13 protein-coding genes are annotated in these 17,732 nt (G+C 47.5%); 10 read left to right on the forward strand and 3 right to left on the reverse strand.

The window, feature by feature from the left end; translation table 11 throughout:
• Positions 1–123 precede the first annotated feature (123 nt).
• Positions 124–2,871, forward strand: a complete 2,748-nt coding sequence (locus BUB19_RS00450) for a DUF1553 domain-containing protein (RefSeq protein ID WP_073090026.1) — start codon at positions 124–126, stop codon at positions 2,869–2,871.
• 1 nt (position 2,872) lies between these two features.
• A complete protein-coding gene (locus tag BUB19_RS00455; protein WP_073090029.1) occupies positions 2,873–4,336 on the forward strand; it encodes a DUF1501 domain-containing protein in 1,464 nt (487 codons plus the stop codon).
• Positions 4,337–4,373: 37 nt separating this feature from the next.
• Here the strand turns inward: BUB19_RS00455 and BUB19_RS00460 are convergent, their stop codons facing one another.
• The gene (locus BUB19_RS00460; RefSeq protein ID WP_073090032.1) at positions 4,374–5,750 is read right to left on the reverse strand and encodes a hypothetical protein; all 1,377 of its coding nucleotides are present in this window, start codon (positions 5,748–5,750) and stop codon (positions 4,374–4,376) included.
• A gap of 258 nt (positions 5,751–6,008) precedes the next feature.
• Here BUB19_RS00460 and BUB19_RS00465 point away from each other — a divergent pair, with 258 nt between their 5' ends.
• The 3 genes from BUB19_RS00465 to BUB19_RS00475 all read left to right on the forward strand — a co-directional run bounded on the left by BUB19_RS00465 (position 6,009) and on the right by BUB19_RS00475 (position 10,040).
• Positions 6,009–8,162 (forward strand): amino acid permease, encoded by a 2,154-nt coding sequence (locus tag BUB19_RS00465; RefSeq protein ID WP_073090035.1) that lies wholly within the window; start codon positions 6,009–6,011, stop codon positions 8,160–8,162.
• Between the two features lie 29 nt (positions 8,163–8,191).
• Positions 8,192–9,358 (forward strand): CynX/NimT family MFS transporter, encoded by a 1,167-nt coding sequence (locus tag BUB19_RS00470; RefSeq protein ID WP_073090038.1) that lies wholly within the window; start codon positions 8,192–8,194, stop codon positions 9,356–9,358.
• Positions 9,359–9,437: 79 nt separating this feature from the next.
• On the forward strand, positions 9,438–10,040 hold the full coding sequence (locus tag BUB19_RS00475) for a DUF2179 domain-containing protein (protein ID WP_073090041.1): 603 nt from the start codon (positions 9,438–9,440) through the stop codon (positions 10,038–10,040).
• Positions 10,041–10,049: 9 nt separating this feature from the next.
• Here BUB19_RS00475 and mtgA read toward each other — a convergent pair whose 3' ends face one another.
• Positions 10,050–10,748 carry a monofunctional biosynthetic peptidoglycan transglycosylase gene (gene mtgA, locus BUB19_RS00480; RefSeq protein ID WP_073090043.1) on the reverse strand — a complete coding sequence of 233 codons (699 nt, stop codon included), beginning with the start codon at positions 10,746–10,748 and terminating at the stop codon, positions 10,050–10,052.
• 261 nt (positions 10,749–11,009) lie between these two features.
• Between mtgA and BUB19_RS00485 the strand changes: the two genes are divergently transcribed.
• Entirely contained in the window at positions 11,010–12,398 is a 1,389-nt protein-coding gene (locus tag BUB19_RS00485) for a methyltransferase RsmF C-terminal domain-like protein (protein WP_073091394.1), read from the forward strand.
• Here the strand turns inward: BUB19_RS00485 and hflX are convergent, their stop codons facing one another.
• On the reverse strand, positions 12,399–13,664 hold the full coding sequence (gene hflX / locus BUB19_RS00490) for a GTPase HflX (protein ID WP_073090046.1): 1,266 nt from the start codon (positions 13,662–13,664) through the stop codon (positions 12,399–12,401). It lies immediately after the preceding gene.
• A gap of 242 nt (positions 13,665–13,906) precedes the next feature.
• On the opposite strand from hflX, the gene rfbC reads away from it, so the two are divergent.
• From rfbC to BUB19_RS00510, 4 genes are all read left to right on the forward strand, one after another.
• Positions 13,907–14,458, forward strand: coding sequence for a dTDP-4-dehydrorhamnose 3,5-epimerase (gene rfbC / locus BUB19_RS00495; RefSeq protein ID WP_073090049.1), 552 nt, complete (start codon positions 13,907–13,909; stop codon positions 14,456–14,458).
• Positions 14,458–15,213, forward strand: a complete 756-nt coding sequence (locus tag BUB19_RS00500) for a tyrosine-protein phosphatase (RefSeq protein WP_073090052.1) — start codon at positions 14,458–14,460, stop codon at positions 15,211–15,213. Before rfbC ends, BUB19_RS00500 begins: the two co-directional genes overlap by 1 nt.
• The gene (locus tag BUB19_RS00505) at positions 15,195–16,205 is read left to right on the forward strand and encodes an NAD-dependent epimerase/dehydratase family protein (protein WP_245802745.1); all 1,011 of its coding nucleotides are present in this window, start codon (positions 15,195–15,197) and stop codon (positions 16,203–16,205) included. Before BUB19_RS00500 ends, BUB19_RS00505 begins: the two co-directional genes overlap by 19 nt.
• Before the next feature lie 95 nt (positions 16,206–16,300).
• Complete coding sequence (locus BUB19_RS00510) at positions 16,301–17,713, forward strand: tetratricopeptide repeat protein (protein ID WP_073090055.1); 1,413 nt, start codon at positions 16,301–16,303, stop codon at positions 17,711–17,713.
• Positions 17,714–17,732: the final 19 nt, after the last annotated feature.

The raw sequence follows: 17,732 nt of genomic DNA on the forward strand, positions 1-17,732 counted from the left end.
GATAAATAAAGCCCCAAACAATAGCAAACCATATTATACCTGTATTGCAGTACAGTACAGGATTGGATTTTGACAATGATGGCATAAATTGTTACTTTTAGATCTTACGGAGATACGCACCCAATGAAAAGCTGGAAATCTTTATTCGTTTTACCCCTGTTGGCAGGGATCATTTACTGGTCCTGGCACAAGGATGATCCAGTCAGTTACAACCGGGACATACGTCCTATTGTCAATAACAAATGCATCTCCTGCCACGGTGGCGTAAAGCAATCGGGGGGCTTTTCGCTGCTCTTTGAATCGGAAGCCAAAATGCCAACGGAATCCGGTAAGCCTGCCATCATTCCGGGCAATGAGGAAGCTTCAGAAATGCTGGCCCGGCTTAGCCATCACGATCCCGAGATACGCATGCCCCTCGGGAAGGATCCGCTCTCGGAGCAGGAAATCGATCTGATCAGAAGGTGGATCAATGAAGGAGCAAAATGGGAAAAGCACTGGGCCTATATTCCTCCCGAAAAAAACATTCCGCTGCCCTCCTCTCCCGGGGGAGATACGGAGGCAATAAACGGTGTCGATCATTTTATTTTCAGCAAACTGGATGAAATGGGGCTCAGACCCAATCCCGAAGCCCCTAAAGAAATTCTCCTTCGGAGATTGGCCCTGGACCTTACCGGTATCCCGCCCGACCTGGAAGCCTATGCGGCTTTTAACAAAGACACTTCTCCCAATGCCTACGAAAACGCCGTTGACCGCCTGCTGGATTCTCCCCATTTCGGGGAAAAATGGGCTGCGTTTTGGATGGATTTGGCCCGGTATGCGGATTCCAAAGGATACGAAAAGGATCTTCACAGGGAGATCTGGAAATACCGCGACTGGCTGATCGAAGCATTCAATGAGGACATGCCTTACGATGCCTTTTCGATCGCTCAGATTGCCGGTGATTTGCTGCCCAATCCCAGCGAAAAGGACCTGCTGGCCACGGCTTTCCACCGAAATACCATGGCCAACGATGAGGGTGGCACCAATGATGAGGAGTTTCGTGTAGCCGCAGTTATGGAAAGGGTGGGGACTACCTTTGAAGTCTGGCAAGGAACCACCATGGCATGTGTTCAATGCCACAGCCATCCCTATGATCCCATCCGACACGAGGATTTTTACCGGTCCATGGCCTTTTTTAACAATACCCGCGACAAGGACCTTTACAATGAGCAGCCCAAGGTTTTTACCTATGAGCCGGCGGGAAGGCAAAAAGTACATGATATCCTGAGTTGGGTAAACGAGCGACTGCGTCCCGAGGACAAGTTAAAAGCTGTTTCCGATGAATTTCTTCACCGGCAGAAAGAAGATTTGCTTTACCGCTTGGGTCACCGGCAGGTGGAGGCCGAGGAATTTCAGGATAAGAGCCGGTTTATCGAACTCGTAGGGCATGATCAGGCCTCTATCTGGCAGGTACAAGACAGCTCCTGGATCATGTTTGAGCAGGTAGACCTGACTGACGTGGAGGCCATTAGCATGAGCTATGCCTCGCTTACCGGTGCCAGGGTGGAAATCAGACTGGATTCCATTCTGGGACGAAAAATCGGCGAAGCTACCTTTGGGGTTACCGGCAAAGGATTTCCCTCAAATCGTCCCGAACAGTGGAAAACGATTAAAATACCAATCGATGCTGTGAACGGAAAACGGGACCTGTATTATTACTTTAAAAAAGACCGGATCTTTGCCCAGGATCTGGTACGGGTCGACTGGCTGTATTACCATGAACAAGCGCCTGTAAAAAACCACTATCCTGAAGCTGTACAGCAAAAGCTGGAGGAGCTTTTGGCTGTGAAGCCCGTACAAACGCCGATCCTGCAGGACCTGCCGGAAGACCAATCCAGAAAGACCCATATGTTTGAGCGTGGAGACTGGCGGTCTCCATCCAGTGAAGTCAGGGCCGGCATTCCGGATATTTTGGGTAAGCTTTCCGATGCTGATCCGGATAGGATGGATTTTGCCCTTTGGCTGGTAAGTGAAGACAATCCGCTTACCGCCAGGGTGATGGTAAACCGCATATGGGAGCAACTTTTTGGATTTGGTATAGTGGAAAGCATGGAGGACTTCGGAAGCCAGGGTATTCCACCCACCCACCCCGAACTGCTGGACTGGCTCGCCTTGACCTTCCGGGAAGATATGAACTGGTCCATGAAATCCCTGATCAAGATGATCGTGATGTCGGCAAGCTATAGGCAGAGTTCTGTCTCCAGTGATGAAAAGCAGCAGAAAGACCCCTATAACAAATACCTGTCGCGGGGATCCCGGACGAGACTCCCGGCGGAAACCATCCGGGATCAGGCGCTGGCCCTTAGCGGCTTGCTGAACAGACAGCTTTATGGTCCCAGTGTAATGCCTTACCAGCCTGAAAATATCATCAGCTTTGGGGGTAGGTTTTGGTACGAAAGCGAGGGCCGGGACAAATACAGGAGAGCTGTTTATACCTATTGGAAAAGAACGCACCCGTATCCCTCCATGGTTACTTTTGATAGCCCTTCCCGGGAGGTCTGTACGTCCAGAAGGGTAAGGACAAACACTCCGCTGCAATCTCTGGTCTTGCTGAATGATCCGGTCTACGTGGAGGCAGCCGATGCCTGGGCGCAGCGGATTCTGGAGGAGAGCGGAAAGGATATCAAATCGGGAATAGAAAGAAACCTGCAACTGATCACTGCGAAGCCACCGGAACAGGAAAAGGTAGAGGTGCTACACAAGCTATACCGGGAGTCTTTGGCTTATTACAGGCAGGAAGGGCAGGATTTGGACAGCAATCCTGAGCTTGCCGCCATGCGTTTGGTGAGCAATGCGATGTTGAATTTAGATGAATTTGTAACCAGAAGATAAGATGAATATTTGGGAGGAAGCGTTTATTCGGCGGTCACAATACAATAGCAGGAGGCATTTTTTGAAAAAATGTACTTCAGGGCTGGGCGCATTGGCCCTGGGTTCGCTGGTGGGATGTGGAAAGCAGCCTTCCGAAGCCGGCAAAGGAGCAGCAGGCCTGGCCGGCGCGGGGCCACATTTTGCCCCTAAGGCTAAGAGCGTGATCTTTCTGCATATGGCAGGAGGTCCGTCACACCTGGAGCTTTTTGATTATAAGCCGACCCTGGAGCAACTCGACGGTAAAGATACCCCCCAGTCTCTGATGGAGGGAAAGGAATTTGCCTTTTTGAAAGGTACTCCAAAATTACTGGGGCCCCAGGCACATTTTTCCAGATATGGACAGTCGGGTGCCTATGTTTCTGATTACCTTCCGGAATTTGCGCAAATGGTCGATGAGGTAAGTATGCTCAAAGCCATGCATACCAATGAATTTAACCATGCCCCCGCCCAATTGTTCATGCATACCGGTAGTCCGAGATTAGGCAAGCCAAGCATCGGTGCCTGGTCCGTATACGGTCTGGGTTCGGAAAATAAGGATTTGCCGGCCTATGTGGTGTTGACCTCGGGGGGTGGAGCGATCAGTGCGGGCAAGAGTGTATGGGGAAGTGGTTTTTTACCTACTGTGTACCAGGGCGTACAATGTCGTTCCGAGGGAGATCCCGTGTTATTTCTGTCTAACCCCAAATCCATAGACAGTACCCTGCGCAAAAAATCTATTGAAGCCATCAACAGGATCAACGAAATGGAGTATGAGCAATCCCAAGATCCCGAAATCCTGACGCGCATATCCCAGTATGAATTGGCCTTTCGCATGCAGAGCTCTGTGCCGGATACCATGAATATCAATGATGAACCGGAACATGTACATCAGATGTATGGTACGACTCCTGGCAAGGCCTCCTTTGCAAATAACTGTTTGTTGGCCAGAAGACTGGTAGAGAAAGGGGTTCGTTTCATACAGCTATTTGACAACCGATGGGATACTCATGGGGTGGGCGCCGGCAATGGTGTAGGCGAAGGAATGCGCCGCTCCTGCAAAGCTATTGATCAGCCGATTGCTGCCCTGCTGAAGGACCTCAAACAAAGGGGACTTCTGGAAGAAACCCTGGTGGTGTGGGGAGGGGAATTTGGACGCACACCGATGATGGAAGCCCGAACCGGAGAGGGATTTGATGGCCGGGATCATCACCTGGAAGCTTTTACCATGTGGATGGCCGGCGCAGGAGTCCGAAAGGGGATGGTTCACGGTGAAACAGACGAAATTGGCTATTACGGCGTATCAGGACGAACCCATGTACATGATCTGCAAGCGACTATTCTGGAGAGACTCGGATTTGATCATGAAAAACTAACCTATGAATTTCAGGGCAGGGATTTCCGGTTAACGGACGTACATGGAAGAGTAATCCGGGAAATTCTCGCCTAGGAGACAATCCGGATAATCCGCAGGAGCAGCGATTGCACTAGAAGGTCAAACCTGGCTTGCGCGCTGCGTGTTTTTGTTCTTTCCCCGCCAAAGCAGCAGGCTCAATCATTTGGAATAGGCCTTTACCGCTTACCGGCACTGGGTTCGTTTCGGCTGAGGTTAGTGTTTTCTCCGAAGTCCGCTGTATGGGCATACCATTTACCGCCATTAGCTCACCCTCCTCCTCATCCAGCACAAAACCAAAGGAGCTACTGCCAATCCGGATTGCATAATGGATCTCGCCGGTTTCTGCTGCAAGCGCAATCCCTGACTGCTTATTCACCGGCCGCACACGTTTTTGAAAATCTTCTTCAGCGATGATTTTTCCATCCGCCCTGTGTCCGGATTCCCAAATCAGTTGCCCGTCTGCATTGAATTTGCTCAGGTAAAACCCGCTGTATTGCTGGGCCTTAAAATGAAATGGGTTTTTACCAAACGATTCATTGCCGGAAAGTCCGCTGATATAGAATGCTCCTGTCTGCTCATCCAGTCTGAGACCAAAGTATGCGCCAATCCCGAAACCCTGTGCAGACGGAAAGGGCCCGAATGAGCTGTACCCCGGATAATTGTAATCCTTTGCAAGCAAAAACCGTCGGTCATTGTCGTCCACATGAAGTGATGGCCGTATGGCATGGTCCTTTGGAGCATAATTCAGGTTGATCTTCCGGGTAATACGTCCCCCGGCGTCAAAAGCTGCTATCTGGCAGCGAAGCATATTGGTTTGCAGGTCCACATCTTTCAAAACCATGTATTTCTCCTGGCCTACCTGACCGGCAAAGGTCCATTTCGGATCCTGGTCGCTCTCTCCCGCCTCGGGTAAGGCTAGCCTGACCTGATCGAAGAAAAAGTCAGCGATGCGGAAGCGATTGAGCAGATAGTTCATTTGCTGCCCTTTTAGCAGCCTGAATTTGTCGGGATTATGTTCCGCAGTCAGAAAATAAAGATAGGAATCATCTGCAAAAACTGCATGCAATGATTCACCCATCAGTTGCTGCTGGTCTTCAACAGACAGGCTGCGGCGTACTGTACCGCTCTGGACATGATGGATTTGAAGGGTACCCGGACCACGAAGGGATGGGGTAAAATCCAGCACAAATGTGTCCTGGCTAGCGGGAGATGCTACCATTTCGACTACAGAACGGCCGGAAGCCAGCTGCAACTGAACTTCCCAAAGTGCTTTACCGCCAGGATGATATTGTCTCAGGATAAATTGATCCTTTTCCCTGGTGAAGCCCTCCAGGATGCCTTCCTGCCCCAGATCCACCAGTTTGGCCGATTTGGAGGCCTGCCCCGCACTGCAGGATCTTTGCCTGGCATGCAACCAGTCTTGAGATATCAAAATAAAAATCAACGTAAAAATCACCACCGCCCTCATATGCTGTCATTTGAAATAGTAAGCTCAAATGTCGTCATAAATTATCTGAAATACAAATAAATAGATATAAATAACACTTTTATGAGGTAATAAGTTTGTTTCTCCAATAAACCCGGTTCTGTATAAATGAAAACAAATCAGGCTGTAGCGTAGTTTTCCTGTGGGGCCGTAATGAAAATATCACTTTTTATATTTATTTTTAGTCAATTCCAAAGCCAATTTCAGTTTACGGTTTCATTACTTGTAAAACGACGTTTAATGTCAGAAAAGCGATTAAAGAAAACTTTGCGGCTATTTGATGTCTATGCCATCAGTACCGGAGCCATGTTCAGTTCTGGCTTTTTTCTATTGCCCGGATTAGCGGCGGTCATGACCGGGCCTTCCGTAGTTTTGGCCTATCTGGTTGCAGGTTTTATGATGTATCCGACCATGCTCAGTGTAGCGGAGCTGGCGACGGCAATGCCCCGGGCCGGTGGGGCCTACTATTTTATAGACCGCAGTCTGGGTCCGCTTTTTGGGACGATCGGAGGTATAGGATCCTGGTTTGCACTGATATTCAAAAGCGCGTTTGCGCTGATCGGTATGGGAGCCTATATTGCCATTTTCATTGATGTGCCTATCACGCCGGTAGCTATCGGACTGACTTTGACCTTTGGTTTTACCAATATCATCGGATCAAAAGAGGCAGGCTGGCTTCAGAAAGTATTGGTAGCGACCCTGGTATTGATCCTATCCTTCTATGCCATTCAGGGTTTGTCCAGTGTTTTCCGGTACGATTTTTTCAACCATTTGCGGGAAGAATACGATGTGTTTTTTCTGAACGGTGCCACAGGGTTTTTTGGCGCTATTGGTTTGGTGTTTGTATCCTATGCGGGTCTGACCAAAGTGGCAAGTGTGGCGGAGGAGGTCACTGATCCGGATAGAAACATTCCGCTGGCGATGATCTATTCGCTGGCCACGGCTACGACCATATATGTTATCGGGGTTTTTATCATGGTTTCCCTGCTGGACAGAGATGTGTTTTTTGCCGATCTCACTCCTGTGGCTACCGCAGGAGAAGTATTTATGAGCTGGCTGCCGGGAAAGACAGGATTGATACTGGTGGTGGTAGCGGCGATCGCTGCCTTTGCTTCCACAGCCAATGCGGGGATCATGTCTGCCGCCAGGTACCCGCTGGGTATGGCCAGGGACAAGCTTATTCCGTCCGCTTTTGGTAAATTGGGCAAATTCCAAACACCTCTTTATGCGACCGTTGCCACTACCTTATTGATGGTATTTCTGTTGCTGGTGTTCAACGTAGAGTCGGTAGCTAAAATCGCAAGTACCTTTCAACTCATGCTCTTTGGCTTGTTAAACATCTGCGTGATCGTCATGCGGGAAAGTGAACTGAAGGGTTATGATCCGGGTTTCAGGTCCCCACTATATCCCTGGGTACAGATCACCGGACTGTTGTTTTCTCTTTTTCTGATTATTGAAATGGGGTTTTTGTCCCTGATCTTTACATTCCTGATCATAGGTGCCAGCATTTTCTGGTATTTCAGCTATGCCAAAGACCGGGTAAAAAGAGAAGGGGCCATGTTTCATGTTTACAGCAAGTTGGGGCAGAGGCGGTATGATGGACTGGAAATGGAGCTATGGGACATGATGAAGGAAAGGGGCCTGAGAGCCGAAGATCCGTACGAAAGGGTGATCAGCCGGGCCCTGATCCTGGATGCCCTCCCTGTGGCAACTGATTATGAGCAATTGCTGGATAGGGTATCGGATCATTTTGCCGCGAAGACGGGCGTGAAAAAGAAAACCCTGATGAAGGCTTTTGAGGATGAAAGGGAAGAGGGCTTGATTGCGATTGGAAAGACCACGGCCCTGAAACATATTCGTTTTGAGGCCGACATCGATTCAGAAGTAGCCATAGCACGTTTTAAGGACGGTATTCCGGTAAAATTCCGGTATTTCGAATTGTTTAAAGCCAAGAAGCGCAATTGGCACAAGAAGTTGCAGGCTATAATATTTCTGGTCAGTTCGAAGAAGCATTCCGGGCAGCATCTCAGAATGCTGGCTCATCTGGCCGAGATTCTGGACAATGAAAACTTCCCTAAAAGGTGGCTGGAAGCGGAAAACGAACATGAACTCCGCCAGATTTTACTTCGCGATGAGCGATTTGTCAACCTCCTGCTGGAAGCGGACAAGCCCTCAGGCGTTCTGATTGGGAAGATGGTTCAGGAATTGCGCCTTCCGGAAAAATCGTTGATCACCGTTATTAAAAGGGATGGAAAAATTATCTTTCCCCATGGAAATACAGTATTAAAAGCAAAAGATGAGTTGTCAATCATAGGAGAAAAGCAGGAAATTGAAGTAATTCGCAACCAATATGAGGCTACCGCTGTTACTTCCGGCAGAAAAGTTTCCAAATAGTTTTTTTCACCATCCGCTATCCGGCTTTTATGATCCATTTGAAAGACAAATCCAGCAACGGCTGGCTGATTTTAGGCATTTTGCTGGTGTCATTTAATCTTCGCCCGTCCATCACTGCCGTGGGTCCACTGATTCCCTTTATACGCGAAGACATGAACCTGTCAAATGGATTAGCCGGATTTCTCACCACATTGCCCCTGCTTTCATTTGCTACATTTTCTCTGTTTTCAGCAGCCATTGGGCAGCGCCTCGGAAAGGCAAAGGCGATATTTATGGGATTGATCGTACTCGGTGCGGGATCGGTAATCCGTGTAGCAGCGGGTCCCTTTGCCCTGTATCTGGGCACTGCGCTGACTGGCATCGGCATAGTAATCTGCAATGTTTTACTCATTCCCCTGGTGAAATCCAGAATGCCATCGAAAACAGGCAAGGTAATGGGCATGTTCAGCACGGGCATGTCTCTGATGGCAGCGATTGCCACAGCCGTCAGCGTGCCTTTGGCGATTGATTGGGGCTGGCGGGGTTCACTTTTATTCTGGACGCTTTTCCTTTTTCTGGCACTTCTGGTCTGGTGGCCTCAGTTAAGGTCAATTCCCAAACCCAGCCAGCAGCCTGATAAAGCAGGGAAATCCGTCTGGCGTTCCTCGCTAGCCTGGCAGGTAACCCTGTTTATGGGGGTGCAGTCCCTGCTTTTTTTTACGCTCATCACCTGGCTTCCAGACATGATGATAGACAGGGGCCTGACGCCCACACAGGCAGGTTTGTTGGCGTCCCTCATGCAGGTAGTAGGGCTGGTCGGTACCTTGCTCTCTCCAGTCATTGCTACCAGGTTCAGGCAGCAATCCGGAATGGCATTGTCCATAGGGGTCATTTATCTGATCGGATTCAGCAGCTTGTATTTCCATGCCATCTGGTTAAATGTTATCGGAATCGGATTGGTAGGGCTGGGCATGGGGGCCAGTCTCAGCCTGGCCTATACGCTGATAGCGCTGCGGACGAGGAATGACCAGTATACCTCCGGGCTTTCGGGAATGGCCCAGTCAGCCGGGTATTTTTTAGCCGCTTTCGGACCCATGTTGTTTGGCATAGCTTTCGATTTGTGGCAGAACTGGGACTTGCTGATCTACCTGATGCTCGGTGCCTCGGGGATATTCATGGTATTCGGATATTTTGCCGGTAAAAACCGCACGATCTGATTGCAGAGAAGTAACCAACAATGTTGCCATAAATCACCAGCTTTACTTAATTTTGTGCCGGACAAACCGATTAGATTTTATGCAGGAGTTCTTTGCGTCTTTTGGCATATCACAGCCTTTTTTTGATTATTTGCTCATGCCATTGCTAATTTTTCTCGCCAGGGTAGTGGATGTTTCCATCAATACCCTGAGGATCATGTTTGTACTGAATGGCAAAAAGACCATAGCCCCCGTAATGGGCTTTTTTGAGGCCCTGATCTGGCTCCTGGCGATTGGTCAGATTTTTCAGAATATCAATAACCCCATGTCTTATGTGGCATACGCTGGTGGATATGCCATGGGTACCTACATCGGTATGGTAATAGAGGAACGTCTCGCTCTGGGCCGGGTTTTGGTAAGGATCATCACGCCAGAGCCACTGCCGGAGCTGGTACAATACATGAAGGATAAGGAATACCGTTTTACCTCCGTGGGTGCTGAAGGCAGGTACGGAAAAGTAATCTTGATGTTTACCGTCATCAAGAGAGAGTTTTTGCCGGACCTGATCGGTAAGTTGCGGAAAAGCAATGAAAAGGCCTTTTATACCATCGAAAGCGTCAAAAGGATTTCGGAGGATGACCTGAACGTGATGGAGGACCGGCCCAGGTTCAGCACCCGGCTACGGAACCTCATCAGAAAGTGAGGGCAGTATTTACTCGTTAAGATTCAGTTCTCCCAGGTTATTCATATTTCTCAGGATCCAGCCCTGCCTGCCTCTGATATAATTGGTGGGCTTGTCGGGCCGCCAGCGCAACGGATTTGGCAAAACCGCGGCAATCAAGGCCGATTCCTGCCGGCTTAGCTGGGCAGCAGGCTTTCCGAAATAGACTTGTGCGGCCGCTTCAGCGCCGTAGATGCCGTCGCCCATCTCAATGACATTCAGGTAAACTTCCATAATGCGCTCTTTTGACCAGAAAAATTCTATCAGGAAGGTAAAATAGGCCTCCAGTCCTTTCCGCAACCAATTTCTATTTGGCCAGAGAAAAACGTTTTTTGCCGTTTGGTTGCTGATGGTACTCCCACCTTTCAGCCGTTGTCCGCTTCGGTTTCCCTCCAGGGCTTTTTGTATGGCTTCCCAATCAAATCCCTGGTGTTTGAGAAATTTCTGGTCTTCGGCGGCAATCACCGCCCGGTACAGGTGGGGGGAGATGTTCTCAATGCGCACCCAATCTTTTTCAAATCGAACATTTCTTTCGGTGTTCAGGCACTGTTCAACTGCCCTGATCCCCATGAGAGGCGTAAAAAATACGGGTAGGCTGACATAATACACCACCGAAATTACTGAAAACAGGAATAGTCCCAGCAAGGTGTATGCTGACCACTGAAACAGTTTTTTTAATTGCTTTTTCACAAAGATGAAAACATTCGTTGATGGATCTGTGAGCCGGGAATTACAGGCACAAATTTAGGGATTAGCCAGGTCAAAAATTTGTTTGCCTCCAATAAATTTACCTAGGATTTTCTTTGGATATTAATTTCTGTCCTGATGCCGGTATTCCGGATGTGCGAATAATAGCAGTTGCTTTGTCTGACATTCCTGTAAAATATAATCCGGTTTTTTTTAATGCTTATCGTAAATTTGCAGCACCCGTATGAAAACCAGATTTTCCAGATGACAAATGATCTCCTTCCTGACGCATTTTTACAACAGATGAAACGGCTCCTCAGCGAAGAAGAGCTGCAGCTTTTTTTACAGGCTTTGGATCAAAAAGCCAGGGTAAGTATCCGGCTTAATCCGGAGAAATTGAAGGAGGTTCCCTATGAGGCAAAGCCCCTGCCCTGGTGTCCCTGGGCGTTTGTACTCAGAGAGCGCCCCGTTTTTACCATGGACCCTTTCTTCCACAGCGGCGCTTACTATGTGCAGGAAGCATCCTCAAATTTTCTCTGGCAGGTACTGCATCAGATAGCTATCCCAGCATCTTCCCTGGCACTGGATTTATGCGCAGCTCCGGGGGGCAAAACGACACTGATCAGCAGTTTTCTGGGTGATGAAGGTCTGGTAGTGGCCAACGAAGTCATCAAAGGCAGAAGCAAAATCCTGAAAGAAAACGTCATCAAGTGGGGAGCAGCCAATGTGGTGCTCACCCAGAATGATCCCTCTCATTTTTCTGATCTGGCGGGAGCATTCGATGTTGTTTTGGTGGATGCTCCCTGCTCCGGGGAAGGTCTGTTCAGAAAAGACCCCAACGCCATCCGGGAATGGTCAGCAGAAAATGTTATGATCTGTCAGGGTAGGCAACAACGGATACTCCGGCAGGCCGCGGAGCTCCCCAGACCAGGCGGCTACCTTATCTATTCCACCTGCACCTATAACCGGCAGGAAAACGAAGAAAATGTCCGCTATCTGGTAGAGAATTTCGGGTATGAAAAAGTAAGTTTATCTCTACCTGATCAATGGAATATTATCCGCAGTGAGGTACTTGTCGGGAAAGAAAGCTACCCCTCCTACCGTTTCTATCCGCATCAGGTAGATGGGGAGGGTCTTTTTATGACCATATTGCGAAGACCTGGTAGCGAAGATTCGGCTGCCCAGGTCCGAAGATCCCGGGACTTTAATCATCCACATCTCAGCAGGTTTTCGATCAACAAGAAGCAGGAGGCAAAATTTCCATCGCTTTCTTTTCCATTTGATATCAAATTGTACCGGTATGAGCACCATATTTTTGCCTTGAACGCAGCCTGGGCCCCGGTTTTTGAAATGTTGGCTTCAAAGCTGAATGTCCAATATTTTGGTGTTGAACTCGGAGATTGGGTGAAGGAAAAGTTTCTGCCGGCACACGCCTGGGCATTGAGTATGTATCCGATATCAGCTTATCCTTCGGTGGAGATATCGGAGGAAGATGCGATTATGTATCTAAAAAAAGAACCCATCACCTTATCGATAAGGGATAAGGGATGGGTGTTGGTCAAACATAAGGGTTTGAATCTCGGATGGGTCAAAAATCTGGGAATGCGGTCAAACAATTATTACCCGAAAGAGTGGCGCATACGGATGCAATAATCATTCTTCCACACCAAAACTGCTTAAATCAAACACTTCATCTTCCAGATAGTGAGGATAAATTTTTTGGTGGATTTTTTTCACCTCTGCCGTGATTACTTTCCTGAAACCATCGATATTGGTGGCATTTGCTGCTGACATAAACACCGGCTTGATGTCTGATTTTCTGGTATAGCTCTGCTCCAGTTTTTCGAAATCAATAAAATTGGCATTTTCTACTTCAAGTTCGGTCATCAGCATTCTTTCTGCTTCGGAAGGCATTTTCGGTGCCAGGTCGATCTTGTTGAAGACCATAACTACCGGTTTGTCTCCGGCTCCCATCTCACGAAGGGTCTGATTTACCACGGCAATCTGATCCTCATATCCGGGATGAGAGATGTCCACCACGTGGACCAAAAGGTCTGCTTCTTTAATCTCAGCCAGGGTAGACTTAAATGACTCGATCAGGTGGGTAGGCAGTTTGCGGATAAAACCTACAGTATCTGAAATCAGGAAGGGGATGTTTTCCAGAACGACTTTCCTGACCGTGGCATCAACAGTGGCAAACAGTTTGTTTTCTGCCAATATATCCGCTTTGGTCAGCAGGTTCATGAGGGTGCTTTTTCCCACGTTGGTATAACCGACCAATGCTACCCTTACGATGCCTTTTCTACCTTTTCTTTGAGTGTTACCCTGTTTTTCAATCTTCTTCAATTTTCCCTTAAGCAGGTCAATCTTCTGACGTATATCCCGTTTATCGGTCTCAATCTCTTTCTCACCGGCACCGCCTCGCGTGGCAGTACCACCTCTTTGCCGCTCCAGGTGTGTCCACATCCGGGTAAGCCTGGGGAGAAGGTACTGGTATCGGGCCAGCTCAACCTGGGTTTTGGCCTGGGCGGTTTGCGCCCGGTTTAAGAAGATGTCCAGGATCAGCATGGACCGGTCATATACTTTCACCTTAAGCTCATTTTCCAGGATTTTCACCTGTGAGGGAGTGAGGTCTTCATCAAATATGGCCATATCTACTGAGAAATATTCGATATATGACTTGATCTCCTCCAGTTTGCCAGAGCCGACAAAAGTTCTGGAATCAGGTTTTTCCATTCTCTGGGTAAAGCGATGAACTGCTTTTGCGCCAAGGGTTTCCGTAAGAAATGCCAGCTCATCCAGGTGCTCCTGTACCAATAGATCTGATTCATGCTGATGGATCAATGCTACCAGAACTGCAGTTTCCTGCCTGGGCGCTGTATCTGTCATTTTCGCAAGTTTTCTACTGTATTTACTCATTCAATCGGGTCAATGTGACTTGAATTATTTTTATCTATTCCGAAAGACTATAATAACGTAATCTCCTGAAAATAGATTCATTTGCGCAAACCGTTACCCAGGTCTATTTTTTGCTATCTCGCTTTACCAGCATAGAAAGGTACTGTTAAGCGAGGCATCTCGTTAAAAAACGTTTAATATTGGTTTATTTTCACGACATATTCGCCAAATTGCAATGTTTTTGGACCTCATCAATAGCAAACATGGAAATCAGGACAACGCCGATCAACGATGTGTATGAAATCTACCCCAAAATTTTTAAAGATCCAAGGGGGTATTTTTTGGAAACTTACCGGGAAGATCTTTTTGAATCGCATGGAATGAATACCAGGTGGGTACAGGATAACCAGTCTTACTCTACGGCAGGAATCGTCAGAGGGCTGCATTTCCAGACAGGGTCACACGCTCAGGCGAAGTTGGTAAGGGTCATTTCCGGAAAAGTCCTGGATGTTTGCGTAGACCTGCGCAAAAACTCTCCTACCTTCGGTAAATACCATGCGGTGGTGTTGGAGGCATCCCTGCAAAATATGTTGTATGTTCCCACTGGCTTCGCACATGGTTTTGCGGTTTGGGAAGATGCTGTCTTTTCCTACAAATGCTCTAACCTGTACCATAAAGAGAGCGAGGGCGGAATCATTTGGAATGATAAACAGTTAAGCATAGATTGGGGAGTAGCCGATCCGCTCTTGTCTGAGAAGGATCAAGGCTGGCCCGGTCTGAAAGAATTTGAAGAAATAAGCAGAGGAGGACTTTAATGTCTATATTCAATTTATTCAATAAGTTTCAAAAGCCTTCGGAAACTGAAAAGCTGGATCTAAGATGGATGCAGACTGACATGCATAGTCATTTGATACCTGGGATTGACGACGGTGCACAAACCATGGAGGAATCACTGGTCCTGATCGATCGGCTCGCTTCTTTCGGTTTGAAAAAGCTCATTACCACACCCCACATCATGAGTGAGTTTTTCAAAAATACGCCTGAGATCATTTTAGAGGGATTGCGTGAGCTCAGAAAAGCAGTCCGCTCAGCCGAAATAGACATAGCGATCGAAGCAGCCGCTGAATATTACCTGGACGAGATTTTCTTTGAAAAAGTAGAAAGAAATGAAGAGCTGCTAACTTTCGGCAGCCAGAAACTGTTGCTTCTTGAAACCGGATTTATGAGCAAGCCACACATACTTTTGGAGACTTTTTTCCGGCTGGAGATGTCCGGATATCAGCCTGTATTTGCACATCCGGAGAGGTACATCTATTTGCACCAGGAAAGCAGTACGCTGGAAGCACTGGCAGACAGAAACATTCCGTTTCAACTGAATTTACTTTCTCTGACTGGTTACTATTCAAAAGGCGTGAAGAAATTTGCGGAGAAGATCATTGATATGGGTCTGGTAAAACTGGTTGGCACAGATTGCCACAATGAAAAATACCTGGATGCACTGGAAAGATTACCGAGGGAAAAATATTTCGATAAGCTAAAGGAATTGGATCTTTGGAACAAAAATCTGTAAACCTAGGCCAACAGGAGTATTTGCCGGGGAAAAAAATATTGATCACCGGAATAACCGGACTTCTGGGAAGTTATCTGGCAAAGAAGCTGGCCGGACATGCTGAGCTATCGGGCCTGAAAAGAGCTGGCAGCAGCACAAAGTTGCTGGGTGACCTGTCAGAAAAAATAAAATGGCATGAAGGAGATATCACGGATGTGGAATTGCTGGCGGAGGCCTGCCGCGACCAGGATCTGGTCGTCCATGCGGCCGGTTTGGTGTCCTTTGACGATTCAAAAAAAGAGGCCCTGTTGCAAACGAATGCCTATGCCACCGCCTGTCTGGTCGATGCGCTGCTGAGTGTGGGTCATACAAAACTGGTCTTTATCAGTTCCGTAGCAGCCCTGGGCAGGGATGACAGTGGAGTGCCCATAGATGAAAACAAAAAATGGGTCAATTCCGAATGGAATACTCCCTATGCGATATCCAAACACCTGGCAGAGCTGGAAGTATGGAGGGCTGCGCAGGAAGGACTGGAGGTGATGATCTTTAACCCATCGGTTTTGTTGGGGAAAGTTACAGACCTGCGAAGCAGCAGTCAGATCTATAGCTACGTGATGGATGAAAACAAATACTATCCCAGAGGAAATGTCAATTATATAGACATCAGGGATGCCGTAGATATAATGGTGCAGCTCATGGATCAGGGCAAATGGAATGAACGGTATATTATCAGTAAGGAAAGCCTTCCTTACAAAGACTTTTTTGCAGAAATGGCGCGGGTCTTCGGGAAAAAGGCTCCGAAATGGCCGCTTAGCCACTGGCTTTCCCTGCTGCTGGTCAGTTGGGCGAGTTGGATGAATCGATTTACCAAAAACAAGATCCCGATCAGCAGGCAGACCATTCGTTCTGCTCAGTCTAAAATCGTCTACGACAATAGCAAAGTGAAAAAGATGACCGGTTATACGTTTACTCCATTCGAAGAAACGCTACGCTGGGCGCTGGAAAAAACCTGAATTAAAAATGCCTTTGTTGGGTTTAAAATAAATGGGAGTTTATCACCGGCATTGAAAATATTTGGTATCTTAAGCAATAAATTTATATCAAACCTATGACAGGAGATTTTGATAATCATTCGGATCAGGAAAAAGAGTTGGTACAAAGGTTTGAAAATTCCCTTAAATCAAACCACGATATTTTTTTCGGGGAAGAGGAACTGGAAGATATAGTCAGGTATTACCATGACCATCTGCAATACAAAAAGGCTTTCAAAACCTGCAATTGGGCACTGCAAAAATTCCCTTTTTCCATGGAGCTCAAGTTATTGATGGCCCAATCGCTCCTTTTTATGGATGAGGTGGAGGAAAGTCTGGAAATGCTCGAAAACCTGAACAACCTTTCTCCAAACAACGAGGAAATCGTTTTGACCATGGCCAATGCGCTTTCCCTGCTGGACCAAAGTGCGGAAGCCATTCAGCTTCTCAGTGGATTTTTGCCTTTAGCGGAGGACAAGGCAGAAGTGTATTACCTGCTGGGAAACTTCTATCGAATCGAGAAAAAGGATAGCGAGGCTATTGCCTGCTTCAAGGAAGCCGTGAAGTGTAAAATCAACCACGAGGATGCACTTTTTCAGCTGGCCATGATGACCGAAGAGGAAGGTTCCTTTGACGAGATACTGGAGTTTTACCAGGAATTTATCGATCAGGATCCCTACAATGCCAATGCCTGGTACAACCTGGGAGTGGTATACAACAGGCTGGGAAAATTTGAGGATGCCATCCAGGCCTATGACTATGCATTGCTGATAGATGATGCTTTCGCTTCCGCCTATTTTAACCTGGGGAATGCACTGATGAATACGCAGCAATTTGAAAAAGCTTTGGAGGCATATCAGAATACCATCCATTGTGAGGGCAGCAATGCCGAGAATTGCTGCTACCTGGCTGCAGCCTACGAAAAGCTGGACCAGATCGAAATGGCCTTCAAATATTTTAAGAAATCGGCCAAGCTGGATCCCGAGTATGACGATGCCTGGTTTGGTCTGGGCATGTGCATGATCAAGAAAAAGAAATACTTTGAGGCGATCCATTACTTCAAAAAAGCGCTCAAATTGACCTCCGAGAATGCCAATTACTGGGTAGGCCTTGCGGGAGCTGAATACCAACTGGGCAATCTTCAGGCCAGTTCGGAGGCCTATGAGGAAGCCATCAACCTGGAACCCGGTATCATCGAAACCTATATCAATCTGTCCCTGATCTATTTTGATCAAAACCGCTTTGAAGAGGCCGAGGACGTGATCAAGGAAGGTATGGAGGAATTGCCTGAAGAGGCAGAGCTGTATTACCGGCTGGTTGTGTATCTGATAAAGACCGGGAAATACAAAGAAGCCTTTTCAATTTTGGAAAATGCATTAACTTTGGACTTTGAAAAACACATATTGCTTTTCGATTTGATGCCCGAACTGGAGCAACAAAAAGCAATTTATAAAATCATCAATCAGTTTAGAGAAGATTCTAAAGGATAAAAATTCATATTTATCTAAT

Source organism: Cyclobacterium lianum, from assembly GCF_900143075.1.
Classification (GTDB): Bacteria; Bacteroidota; Bacteroidia; order Cytophagales; family Cyclobacteriaceae; genus Cyclobacterium; species Cyclobacterium lianum.